The organism is Streptomyces sp. NPDC056948 (assembly GCF_042674225.1).
In the GTDB taxonomy this organism is placed as follows: domain Bacteria; phylum Actinomycetota; class Actinomycetes; order Streptomycetales; family Streptomycetaceae; genus Streptomyces; species Streptomyces purpurascens.
This window is the reverse complement of record NZ_JBHUQX010000369.1, coordinates 1-9,667: the sequence shown is the minus strand read 5'-3', so window position 1 is coordinate 9,667 and position 9,667 is coordinate 1. Positions and strand designations below refer to the sequence as shown.

Annotated in this window: 10 protein-coding genes; 5 read left to right on the top strand and 5 right to left on the bottom strand. The window is 70.8% G+C overall.

All coding sequences use genetic code 11. From position 1 onward, the window contains the following. Positions 1-83: 83 nt before the first annotated feature. Both ACFTZL_RS34510 and ACFTZL_RS34505 read left to right on the top strand, forming a co-directional pair. A complete protein-coding gene (locus tag ACFTZL_RS34510; RefSeq protein ID WP_382591116.1) occupies positions 84-1,580 on the top strand; it encodes an MFS transporter in 1,497 nt (498 codons plus the stop codon). Positions 1,581-1,705: 125 nt separating this feature from the next. Further along, positions 1,706-2,461, top strand: coding sequence for a TetR/AcrR family transcriptional regulator (locus tag ACFTZL_RS34505; protein WP_382591113.1), 756 nt, complete (start codon positions 1,706-1,708; stop codon positions 2,459-2,461). A gap of 13 nt (positions 2,462-2,474) precedes the next feature. On the opposite strand, the gene ACFTZL_RS34500 is transcribed toward ACFTZL_RS34505, so the two are convergent. Next, positions 2,475-2,945, bottom strand: a complete 471-nt coding sequence (locus tag ACFTZL_RS34500; protein WP_382591110.1) for a PPOX class F420-dependent oxidoreductase — start codon at positions 2,943-2,945, stop codon at positions 2,475-2,477. A gap of 10 nt (positions 2,946-2,955) precedes the next feature. Next, positions 2,956-3,309 (bottom strand): STAS domain-containing protein, encoded by a 354-nt coding sequence (locus ACFTZL_RS34495; RefSeq protein WP_382591119.1) that lies wholly within the window; start codon positions 3,307-3,309, stop codon positions 2,956-2,958. 216 nt (positions 3,310-3,525) lie between these two features. Here ACFTZL_RS34495 and ACFTZL_RS34490 point away from each other — a divergent pair, with 216 nt between their 5' ends. Both ACFTZL_RS34490 and ACFTZL_RS34485 read left to right on the top strand, forming a co-directional pair. After that, on the top strand, positions 3,526-4,248 hold the full coding sequence (locus tag ACFTZL_RS34490; RefSeq protein WP_382591108.1) for an ANTAR domain-containing protein: 723 nt from the start codon (positions 3,526-3,528) through the stop codon (positions 4,246-4,248). A gap of 55 nt (positions 4,249-4,303) precedes the next feature. Continuing rightward, positions 4,304-5,014, top strand: a complete 711-nt coding sequence (locus ACFTZL_RS34485) for an ANTAR domain-containing protein (RefSeq protein WP_382591105.1) — start codon at positions 4,304-4,306, stop codon at positions 5,012-5,014. On the opposite strand, the gene ACFTZL_RS34480 is transcribed toward ACFTZL_RS34485, so the two are convergent. The 3 genes from ACFTZL_RS34480 to ACFTZL_RS34470 all read right to left on the bottom strand — a co-directional run bounded on the left by ACFTZL_RS34480 (position 4,997) and on the right by ACFTZL_RS34470 (position 8,946). Continuing rightward, entirely contained in the window at positions 4,997-5,818 is an 822-nt protein-coding gene (locus tag ACFTZL_RS34480; RefSeq protein WP_382591102.1) for a YceI family protein, read from the bottom strand. The genes ACFTZL_RS34485 and ACFTZL_RS34480 overlap by 18 nt on opposite strands. 88 nt (positions 5,819-5,906) lie before the next feature. Continuing rightward, positions 5,907-8,444 (bottom strand): MFS transporter, encoded by a 2,538-nt coding sequence (locus tag ACFTZL_RS34475; RefSeq protein ID WP_382591099.1) that lies wholly within the window; start codon positions 8,442-8,444, stop codon positions 5,907-5,909. Positions 8,445-8,457: 13 nt separating this feature from the next. Then, the gene (locus ACFTZL_RS34470) at positions 8,458-8,946 is read right to left on the bottom strand and encodes a MarR family winged helix-turn-helix transcriptional regulator (protein WP_382591097.1); all 489 of its coding nucleotides are present in this window, start codon (positions 8,944-8,946) and stop codon (positions 8,458-8,460) included. A gap of 215 nt (positions 8,947-9,161) precedes the next feature. On the opposite strand from ACFTZL_RS34470, the gene ACFTZL_RS34465 reads away from it, so the two are divergent. Further along, positions 9,162-9,362 carry a hypothetical protein gene (locus tag ACFTZL_RS34465; protein ID WP_382591094.1) on the top strand — a complete coding sequence of 67 codons (201 nt, stop codon included), beginning with the start codon at positions 9,162-9,164 and terminating at the stop codon, positions 9,360-9,362. The last annotated feature ends 305 nt before the right edge of the window (positions 9,363-9,667 follow it).

Sequence of the window (9,667 nt, the reverse complement as noted above, 5' to 3'; positions counted from 1 at the left end):
GGCCGAGTGCCACCGCCCTTCGCCTGTCTCTTTCGCCCTATCTCTGTTGTACGCCGTATGGGAACTGTTCTACGGTGTACAGCATGACGACGTCCCCACAGGAACAGGCCCCACCCCAGACGGCTTCCGGCGGCCACCCCCAACGCTGGCTGATCCTCGGTGTCATCTGCCTCGCGCAGCTCACCGTGCTGCTCGACAACACGATCCTGAACGTGGCGATCCCCTCGCTCACCCGCGAGATGGACGCGACGACCGCCGACGTCCAGTGGATGATGAACGCGTACGCGCTGGTCCAGTCCGGCCTGCTGCTCACCGCGGGCAACGCCGCCGACCGCTACGGCCGCAAGCTGCTGCTGATGGCGGGCCTGGCGATATTCGGCGTGGGCTCGCTGGCGGCCGGACTCTCCCAGAGCCCGGCCCAGCTCATCGCGGCCCGTGCGGGCATGGGCGTCGGCGGCGCCTTGCTGATGACCACGATCCTCGCCGTCGTCGTGCAGATCTTCGACGACAAGGAGCGGGTGAAGGCCATCGCGCTGTGGTCGACGGTCAGTTCGCTCGGGTTCGCGGCCGGGCCGCTGATCGGCGGTGTGATGCTGAACCACTTCTGGTGGGGCGCCATCTTCCTGATCAACATCCCGGTCGCCGTGCTCGGCCTGGTCGCGGTCGCCGCGCTCGTCCCGGAGTCCAAGCACACGGCGGGCGACCGTCCCGACCTGGTCGGCGCGGTGCTGTCGACCATCGGCATGACGGCGTGCGTGTACGCGATCATCACCGGGCCCGAGCACGGCTGGACGTCCGGCCAGGTGCTGGTCTCCGCGCTGATCGGCCTGGCCGTACTCGGTCTGTTCGTCATGTGGGAGCTGCGCATCGACAACCCCATGCTCGACATGCACTTCTTCCGCAACCAGAAGTTCGTGGGCGCGGTCGCGGGCACGATCCTCGTGGCGTTCGGCATGACGGGGTCGCTGTTCCTGCTCACGCAGCACCTCCAGTTCGTCCTCGGCTACGAGCCGCTGGACGCCGGGCTGCGGACCGCGCCGCTGGCGCTGACCGTCGTCGCGCTCAACTTCACCGGGATCGGGGCGAAGCTGGTGCTCAAGGCCGGTACGCCGGCGGCCATCGCGCTCGGTATGACCCTGGTGTCCGCGGGGCTGGCGTCGATCGCGCTGCTCGGTGGGCACGGGTACGGCGGGATGCTGCTCGGTCTGATCGTCATGGGCGCGGGTGTGGCGCTGTCCATGCCGGCCATGGCCAACGCGATCATGAGTGCGATTCCGCCCGAGAAGGCGGGGGTCGGTGCGGGGATCAACGGGACGCTCGCGGAGTTCGGCAACGGCCTTGGTGTCGCGGTCCTCGGCGCCGTGCTCAACTCGCGGTTCGCGTCGCTGGTCGCCGTGTCCGCGGCGTCGTTGCCTGCTGCGCTGGCGGCGGCGGACTCGGCGCAGGAGAAGGCGCGGATCTCCGACGCGTTCGCCTCCGGCCTGGAGAGCAGTCAGTTGGTGGGGGCGGTTGCTGTCCTGCTGGGTGGTTTGGTCGCGGCGGCGTTGTTGCGGCGGGCCGAGCGGGCAGAGTCCGCCTAGGAGCTCGGGCCGATGGGTAGTCGGGCGGGTGCGGGTCCGCTGTGGTTGATCGCGCAGTTCCCCGCGCCCCTGAAAGACGGCGCCGATTAGCATGATCGGCGTTGGAAAGTTAGGGAAGGTGCGCCATGGCGAAAGCAGCCGACAAAGCCGCGCGGAGCAGTGTGTGGCTGGGCGGCAAGGCGCATCGGCGGCGCGGTGGGGGGCAGCCCTCGGGGCTGGACCGGGAGCGCATCATCGAGGTCACCGCGCGGCTGCTCGATGCCGAGGGGCTGGCCAAGTTCTCGATGCGGCGGCTGGCCGGCGAGCTGAACGTCACCGCGATGTCCGTCTACTGGTACGTCGATACCAAGGACGACCTCCTCGAACTCGCCCTGGACGAGGTCATGGGCGAGATGCGGCTGCCCGAGGCGGAAGCCGACGAGGACTGGCGCGACCAGGTGCGTGCCCTCGCCCGGGAGTACCGCAGCCTGCTGGTGCGCCACCCCTGGGTGTCGCAGCTGGTCGGCACCTACCTCAACATCGGTCCCCACAACCTGGCGTACTCGAGGGCCGTGCAGCGCGTGATCCGCAGGACCGGGCTGCCCGCGAACCGGCTGACGAGCACGATCTCGGCGGTCTTCCAGTTCGTCTACGGGTACGGCACGCTCGAGGGCCATCTCTCCACCCGGGCCGCGGCCACCGGCATGACCCTGGACGAGTACTTCCAGGACGCCATGAGCAAGGCGACCGAGTCCCCGCAGGCCGCCGACCTCATCCAGGAGTCCCAGGAGATGATGGCGGCCCGCGGCGGCGACACGGTGGCGGAGATGCTGGAGCGGGACTTCGAGTTCGCGCTGGAGCTGCTGATCGCCGGCATCGAGACGATCGTCGCCCGCGCCTGAGCCGCCTGCGGGGCTACTCCCCCTCGACCAGCCGCGCCGGGAACCCGCCGGTGGCCACCGGCCCCCAGCGCTCCGGGGTGATCCGGATGATCGACTTGCCCTGCTTGGCCATGGCCGCGCGGTACTCGTCCCAGTCGGGGTGCTCACCGGCGATGTTCCGGTAGTACTCCACGAGCGGTTCGATGGAGTCGGGTGTGTCGACGACCTCGGCGGTGCCGTCGATCTGTACCCAGGGGCCGTTCCAGTCGTCGCTCAGGACGATCAGGCTCACGCGCGGGTCCCGCTTGGCGTTGCGGGTCTTGGCCCGCTCCGGGTACGTGGAGACCACGATCCGGCCGGAGTCGTCGACGCCGCAGGTCAGGGGCGAGCCCTGGGGGCCTTCGTCGGCCCGCCGGGTCAGCAGGATCGCGTGGTGCCGGGGTCGTACGAAGTCGAGCAACTCGTCGAGGGAGACACGGGTGTTCGTCGCGATGTTCGGTGCCATGGGCGGCAGCCTACGACGCCATGGCTTCCGCGAGGTTGTCGTACACGGGGACGTCCCGGCGCAGTCCGGTCAGCTCCAGGACGCTGCTCGTGACGCCGTCGGGCCGGGCCACCAGGCGCACCCGGGCCTCGGGGCGCAGCCGGTGGCGGATGTCGTTGATCAGGCGGACGCCCTGGGAGTCCATGAAGGAGGTGCAGGAGAGGTCCAGGACGAGCAGCTCCAGCCGGTCACCACGGTCCCGGGCCGCGGACATGATGGCCGGGAGCAGCTCGGCGGCGTTGCAGAAGTCGATCTCCGCGGGCATCGTGACGTAGACACGGCCCGGCAGGTCCTGCGGTTCGGTGGGATTCGGGATGAAAGTCACAGCGCTCACCTGGCAGACGTTCGTCCGGATTCCGGTAAGGCCGCTTCCTGACCCTTGGGCCCATTCCACCACGCCGGGGCACGGCTGCGGAAGCGCCTGTCGCGGCCGTCGGCCGGACGTCACCTGGACGCAACCGAGCAGCTAGAGTGCTGTCCGTCCTGTGCTCGCAGTCGGGAATGTGCTGCGGAGCTCTCCTGCGCACGGCCATGGCCGTGCATGCCGAAGAGGTTCGTGGTGGCTGCGTCCGACTTTCCTGATTTGCCCCGTTTTCCGGTTGGCTCCGAGCTGGCCGATGCGCTGACGGTGGCGTCTCAGCAGCTGCACGAGACGCTCACTCCCCACAGCACCCTGCGCACGGCCGTCCGGCTGGCCGTGCACCTCATGCCCGGGGCCGAGCACGCCGGCGTCTCCGTGCTCGAGCGCGGCAGCCGGCTCCGTACGCTCGCCTGGACCGACGAGGTCGTGCGCTCCGCCGAGGCCCGGCACACCGGCCGCGAACAGCACGGGCACTGGGAGCGGTTGTGGAACAGCCCGGTGGCGCGGATAGGGGACAGCGAGGCGGACGACGGCTGGGACGTGCTGTCGGCCCTGGGGCTGCGCTCGGCGCTGTCGCTGCGGCTGCGCGCCGACCGCCGCCGGCTCACCGTGCTCACGGCCTACGCGCGCAAGCCGGGCGTCTTCGACGAGGACGCGACGCGCATCGGCCGGCTGTTCACCGCGCACGTCAGCATCGCCCTGGACTCGGCGACCGTGCGCGAGCAGCTCACCGAGGCCATGCACACCCGGGACCTGATCGGCCAGGCCACCGGCATCCTCATGGAGCGTCAGGGCATCGACGCGGCCGCGGCCTTCGAGAGCCTGGTGCGGGCCTCCCAGCGGGAGAACGTGAAACTGCGCGATCTCGCCCGCCGCATCGTCGGCACGCACAACACCACCTGACGAGCCGGGTCAGGTCGGGGGCGTGCGCGGGCGGTGACGGGATACCCGTACGGTCATGAGTTCCGAGCCGTCCGACACGCTGGACCAGGCGATGGTGCGCAGCGGTGGTCTCGACACCCTGCTGCACGATCTGACCGACCGTGCGGTGCGAGAGGTGCCCGGCGCCGCCGCGTGCAGTATCACGGTGCGTCGTGCCGGGCGGCTGCTCACCCTGGCCGGCAGCGACGGCCTGCCCAGCGGCCTGGACCTGCGCCAGTACGAGAACGGGTCGGGCCCCTGCGTCGAGGCCGCCGAGACCGGCGCCGAGCAGTACGCCCCCGATCTGTCGGCGGAGTCCCGCTGGCCGTCGTACACGCGGTACGCGCTGTCCGCGGGCGTCGGGTGCGTGCTGGCCGTGCCCATAGACATCGAGGACGAGACGGGCGCGGCGCTCAACTTCTACGGCGAGCGCCCCGGGTCGCTGGCGGCGGGCCGGGAGGCGGCCCGGGCCTTCGCGGCACGGGCCGGGGACGCGATCGACGTGGCCCTGCGGATCGAACGCGGGCGCCAGTCCGCGGCCGATGTGCGCACCGCGCTGCTCTCCCGCAGCGTCATCGACCAGGCGATCGGCATCCTCATGGCCCGGGAGCGGATCGACGCGCGCATCGCGCTGGAGCGGCTGCGCCGGATCTCACAGGACCGGAACGTCAAACTCCGCGACCTGTGCGACCAGTTGGTGGCGAGAGTGTCCCGGCCGGCGGACCCGGCCTCAGGCCGCCGGAAGTGACTCGCCCTGCACGGCCTGGATGTCCAGCTCCACCTTGAGCGTCGTACCGATGGCGGCGATGCCCGCCTGCAGGACCTGGTTGTAGTTCATCGCGAAGTCCTCGCGGTGCAGCTCGGTCGTGGCGCGGAACGCCGCGCGGGTGCCGCCCCACGGGTCCGGGCCCGTGCCGAGGTAGGCCAGATCGAGGTCGACCGGCCGTACGACACCGTGCATGCCCAGCTCGCCGTGGACCGTCCACCGGTCGGACCCGGCCGCCGTCAGCCCGGTCGACCGGTAGGTGATCTCGGGGAACCGCTCGACATCGAGAAAGTCCGGCGACTTCAGGTGCCCGTCGCGCATGCCGTTGCCGGTGTCGACGGACGCGGCCCGGATCACCGCCTCCACGCGCGACTTGGTGACGTCGTCCGGGGCGATCTCGATCGAGCCGGAGAACTCCGTGAACCGGCCGTGCACGCTGGAGATGCCCAGGTGCTGTGCCACGGCGGCCACGCTGGAGTGCACCGGGTCGACGGTCCACGGGCCGGGCGGCGGCAGCTCGGTGCCGCCCTGCCGCGCCAGCGTCACCGTGCCGACCTCGGCCCGCCCGCTCGCGGTGACGATCACGCTGGAGGCCGCGGGCGCGTACCCGACGGCCGTGACGATGACGGTGTACGCCCCCGCCTCCATCGGCGTCGTGTCCCGTACGGCGCCCTCGGCGTCGGCCTCGGCACGCAGCACCTGCGCGCCCCTCATGTCCGCCACCGTGACGACCGCGTGCGACACGGCCCAACCGTCCCGGGTACGGATCCTCGCGGTCAGTCCCATCTCAACTACTCCTCAGAAAGAAACCGGCCCGCGACAGGGGGCGCACCTCCGCTCAGAGCGCGCCCACCTGCCACGGGCCGGGGTCGGGCTACTCGCCGGGGTGGGCGAGTTCGATGTCGTGGCCGTCGGCGCCGGCACCCGTGACCGTCAGGGCGGTGGCCACCGGCGGGTAGCCCGTGGCGATCACGGTGTACTCGCCGCCGTCCAGGTCGGCGAAGGCGTACGCCCCGTCCGTGCCGGTCGTGGCCGAGCCGACGACATTGCCCGCCTGGTCGACCAGCGTCACCCGGGCATCGGCCAGCGGGCCGTGCGGAGCCCGCACGACACCCTGGACGCGAGCGCCCGAGTCCAGGTCCATCTCGACCCGGGTGACCCCGGTGCCGCCCACCTCGACGGGCAGGGCCCGCGGCCGGTACCCGGCGGCGTTCACCGCGACGGTCACCGCCCCCGGCACCAGCTCGGCGAAGGTGAAGTCGCCCTGCTCACCGGTGGTCCCGGTGGCCAGCAGGTCGCCGCGCACGTCGGTCACGATGACCATCGCGTCCTTGACCGGCTGCCCGTTCTCGGCGGCCCGCACCAGGCCGGTCAGCCCGCTGGTGCCGCTGAGCAGGATGTCGTAGGCGACCGGCTCGCCGTTCACCACGACCGTGGACGCCTGCGGCTGGAAACCGTCGGCGGAGGCGATCAGGACGTACGACCCGGAGCCCGGGGCGTCCACCGCGTACGAGCCGTCGGCCTGCGCCACGGACCGGCCGAGCTGACGCCCGGCCAGCGAGATCAGCGTGACGGCGGCCTGCGGCACGGGCGCGGACTCGGCGCCGCGGACAAACCCGCTTACGGGGACGCCGGGGACGCCGCCCGAGGCCTCCTCCGGACGGACCGCCGTGGCGACGGCGGCGAGCCGCTGCGTCCCCTCGGGCCCGGTGCCGTCGACGGCCTCGTTCTCCGCCACGGCCCAGCTCGGCACGGCCTTCTCCGCGGCGGGAGCCACGGCCTCGGCGGGAGCCGCAGCCGTCTCCGGCTCGGCGGCCTGCGCCAGCCCGCCCTTCGTCTTCAACGGAACCTCCTTGATGAACAGCGAGACCAGCAGCGCGAGCAGCGCCAACGGAGCCGAGTAGAGGAACACGTCCGCGACACCGTGGCCGTAGGCGCTCTCCACGACGGTGCGCAGCGGCGCGGGCATCGCGTCGAGGTCGGGGATACCGCCCCCGCCCGTGCCGGCGTGGCCGAGGGCCGCGCCCTTGGCGCCGAGGTCGGCGAGGCCGTCCTTGACGTAGTCGGTGATCTTGTTGCCCAGGACCGCGCCCAGCGCCGAGACGCCCACGGCACCGCCCAGGGAGCGGAAGAAGGTCACCGTGGAGCTGGCGGCACCCAGGTCGCTCGGCTCCACCTGGTTCTGCGTGCAGAGCACCAGGTTCTGCATCATCATGCCGATGCCGAGACCCATCAGTGCCATGAAGATCGCGATGTGCCAGTACTCGGTGTCGTACCGGATCGTGCTCAGCAGGCCGAGGCCCGCGGTCACCAGCACACCGCCGGCGACCAGCCACGCCTTCCAGCGCCCGGTCCGGGTGATGACCTGCCCGGAGACCGTCGAGGAGACGAACAGACCGGCGATCATCGGAATGGTCATGACCCCGGACATCGTCGGCGACTTGTCCCGCGCGAGCTGGAAGTACTGGCTGAAGAACACGGTCCCGGAGAACATCGCGACACCGACGAACAGGGAGGCGACGGAGGCCAGCGTGATGGTCCGGTTGCGGAACAGCCGCAGCGGAATGATCGGCTCGCTCGCCTTCGCCTCGATGAGGACGAACACCGCCAGCAGCACGACCGAGCCACCGACCATCGCATAGGTCTGCCACGACACCCAGTCGTACTTGTCACCGGCGAAGGTCACCCAGACCAGCAGCAGGCAGACGGCCGCGCTGATGAAGAAGGCGCCGGCCCAGTCGACCTTGACCTTCCGCTTCACCACGGGCAGGTGCAGGGTCTTCTGCAGCACGATCAGGGCGATCACGGCGAAGGGCACGCCGACGTAGAAGCACCAGCGCCAGCCGAGCCAGTCGGTGTCGGTGATGACACCGCCGACCAGCGGACCGCCGACCATGGCCGTCGCGAAGACGGCGCCGAGGTAGCCGTTGTAGCGGCCGCGCTCACGCGGCGAGATCATCGCCGCCATGATGATCTGGGCCAGCGCGGACAGACCGCCCATGCCGATGCCCTGGACCGCGCGGAACGTGATGAGCATGCCGGGGTTCTGCGACATGCCCGCCGCCGCCGACCCCAGCACGAAGATGACCAGGGCGAGCTGGATCAGCAGCTTCTTGGAGAACAGGTCGGCGAGCTTGCCCCACAGCGGTGTGGACGCGGTCATCGTCAGCAGGGACGCGGTCACGACCCAGGTGTAGGCACTCTGGCCGCCACCGAGGTCGCCGATGATCCGGGGCAGGGCGTTGGAGACGATCGTCGACGACAGGATCGCGACGAACATGCCGAGCAGCAGGCCGGTGAGGGCCTCCATGATCTGCCGGTGCGTCATCGGAGCGCCGTCGCCGGGGGAGCTGTGCGAGCCTCCCCCGTGCTTGGCATGAGCCCGCACACCGGCTGGTGTGGTCGTTGCCATGGGCTTCCTTTTCTTACGTGCTTGCGGGTGTACGGGTGGTCTGTTCGACAGCGGGTGGTGCCGCCCGGGCCGGGGGCCGGCAGTCGAAGCTCTCCCGCAGCCGTGCCATCAGCTGCGTGAGCCGGCGGACGTCCTCGTCGGACCAGTCGCTCAGGCGCTCTTCGAGCACCTCGGTGGTCCGCCGGGACAGCTCGTCGAGCTGCGCGTCGCCCGCGGGCGTGAGGCGCAGGATGCGTGAGCGCTTGTCCGCGGGGTCGGGGGAGCGTTCGATCCAGCCCCGGTCCACGACGTGCGCGACATGGCGGCTGGTGACCGACATGTCCACCGCGAGCAGCTCGGCGAGCTTGCTCATGCGCATGTCGCCATGGCGGCCCAGCAGGGTCAGAACGGCCGCCGACCCGCCGGGGCATTCGGCCGGCATGATGCGGCCGAGCTCCCGCTTCACGGCGCCGAAGGCACTGAACTGGCGGACCAGGTCTTCGTACTGCGCCCTCTCGGCCACGACACCTCCCGCTTTCGTTGCTTAGGGCAACCATAGGAGCTATTGGTTGCTGAAGGCAAATAAAGGAGGTGAATGCGGCATCAAAACTTGGCAAAGGCAAGTATTGCGTCAGTAAATGTGCTGGTGGCGAGGGTGGCGGTACCGGTCGTCCCGGGGCAAACGGAAGACCAACCCCCACTTGGGGAGCCCCGGCGTTTTCGCTAGGGTCTCGGGCCATGGCTAACAACCAGGCCCCCCAGGGCAATCACGACCCTGCCGGCAACACCCAGATGTTCCGCGCGTTCGTCGACGAGGCACCGCAGGGGCGGCAGGCCGCGGCGGCGTCCGCCGGCGGCGGGCCGCGCATCGGCCTCATCCTCGGCGTCGTCGTCGCCGTAGCGATTGTCGCGGCGGTGGCGTGGCTGGCGCTGTCGTAAGTCGCTGAGCACCCGGCGTTTCCGCTGAGGCCGGGCGGTCCGCAACTCGGCGCGACGAGGTGCTCGGCGTCGGAGCCGGGGCCGGGTGGGTGCGCAACCCGGCGAAGCGGGGTGCCGCTGCGCCCACCCGTGCCGCCCCCAGCGGCACGCATGCCCGCAGCCAGGGCGAGTGCGGCGGCTCAGCCACGGCGTGCCCGCACCCGCGTACGCACGGAAGGGGCCGTGTCGGGGGGTGTCCGCCCGCAGCGGTTGGCGCGTCAACGAACAGTGAGTCGGTATCCGACCCCATCGCGCCGTTCCGAGGA

Bases quoted from the DNA above. Each gene is read 5' to 3' on its own strand.
- ACFTZL_RS34510 (WP_382591116.1), top strand. From the start codon at position 84: ATGACGACGTCCCCACAGGAACAGGCCCCACCCCAGACGGCTTCCGGC.
- ACFTZL_RS34505 (WP_382591113.1), top strand. From the start codon at position 1,706: ATGGCGAAAGCAGCCGACAAAGCCGCGCGGAGCAGTGTGTGGCTGGGC.
- ACFTZL_RS34500 (WP_382591110.1), bottom strand. From the start codon at position 2,945: ATGGCACCGAACATCGCGACGAACACCCGTGTCTCCCTCGACGAGTTG.
- ACFTZL_RS34490 (WP_382591108.1), top strand. From the start codon at position 3,526: ATGCCGAAGAGGTTCGTGGTGGCTGCGTCCGACTTTCCTGATTTGCCC.
- ACFTZL_RS34485 (WP_382591105.1), top strand. From the start codon at position 4,304: ATGAGTTCCGAGCCGTCCGACACGCTGGACCAGGCGATGGTGCGCAGC.
- ACFTZL_RS34480 (WP_382591102.1), bottom strand. From the start codon at position 5,818: ATGGGACTGACCGCGAGGATCCGTACCCGGGACGGTTGGGCCGTGTCG.
- ACFTZL_RS34475 (WP_382591099.1), bottom strand. From the start codon at position 8,444: ATGGCAACGACCACACCAGCCGGTGTGCGGGCTCATGCCAAGCACGGG.
- ACFTZL_RS34465 (WP_382591094.1), top strand. From the start codon at position 9,162: ATGGCTAACAACCAGGCCCCCCAGGGCAATCACGACCCTGCCGGCAAC.